The sequence below is a fragment of the Lysinibacillus sp. NPDC097287 genome, from assembly GCF_044761695.1.
Taxonomy (GTDB): Bacteria; Bacillota; Bacilli; order Bacillales_A; family Planococcaceae; genus Lysinibacillus.
Genome location: NZ_JBIWCX010000094.1, coordinates 1 through 1,019, shown reverse-complemented (window position 1 = coordinate 1,019; position 1,019 = coordinate 1). Strand labels below are relative to the sequence as shown.

The following is a 1,019-nucleotide window of genomic DNA, read 5'->3' as shown; positions in this document are numbered from 1 at the left end:
GTCTCGAACAACTTCGCCCAGGCATCTGCTTTCTCGCAGATGTTGTGCAGGTCGTAGCCGTACATCGTTTTCTCCTTCGGTCGGGCGGTTGTGGTCGGTCATGCTGCGCGTCCTTGCGTGTGACGGATGGGTGGGTGGTTAGTTGGTGGGGGTGGCGGCGGCGTCGATGTCCTCCTCGGTGTGTCCGGCATCGCGTGCTGCGGCGCGGGCGGCTGCGAAGGCGTCGACCAGGGCGGTGACGTCGATGAACCCTTCGCGGCGGCGGTCGAACATCGCTGCATCGAGCGCTGCGGTCGCCTCGACAACGGCGACAAGCGCGGGTGCGAGGGTGTCGGTTTCGGTGCTCATGTGGGGCTCCTTTGTGGTGGGTGGTGGGTGGCGGGTCGCTCAACCGCAGATGCAGTCCTCGTCGCCAGCTCTTTGCGCGGTGCAGGCGTAGTCGCCGGGGTCCGGGTAGCTGCACATCTGCGTGCCGTCTGCCATTGCAGGGCAGGAGGTTTGGCCGCAATCGCAGTTCGTCTCGTTGCTCATCGTTTTTCCTTTGCTCGAGGTTGGTGGGTGGTTGTCGTTACTCGGCGTTGACGCACTGCGCGGCGTCGTCGTGCATGCGAGGGCAGGAGTAGTCACCGCACCCGCAAGTCAGTCCGGCGTAATGGATGGTCGCGGCGTCGTGGTCTTTGCCTTGTTCGAAGTCGTAACCGTTCACTGACTTGACCTTTCGTTGGTGTCCGGACCCTCTCGGTGGCACCTGACAATTTTTTTCCGTTCTGACATGGAGCTCCGGATCGGCGGTATGAGGGCACGGCGCAATGCTTGGGCCGCAAAGTTTTTCAGCGAAGCGTCTTTGAAAAAGTTTTCGGAGCCGGAGGCCGGCGAAGCCGCCAGGGGTTGCGCCGGGACCGCCGTCGATCAGGATCGGAAGGACAGAAAGGAAAAAGGATCTTTTCGCTTCTACAGAGCGGAGCGCAGCGGAGCATTGTAGGGTCTCGAGAACCTTAGCCAAATCTCACGCGAGATGG

1 protein-coding gene is annotated in these 1,019 nt (G+C 61.8%); it reads right to left on the bottom strand.

Annotated elements, in window-relative coordinates; translation table 11 throughout:
• Positions 1-138: 138 nt before the first annotated feature.
• Complete coding sequence (locus ACIQ2D_RS22355; RefSeq protein ID WP_003945392.1) at positions 139-348, bottom strand: hypothetical protein; 210 nt, start codon at positions 346-348, stop codon at positions 139-141.
• Positions 349-1,019 lie beyond the last annotated feature (671 nt).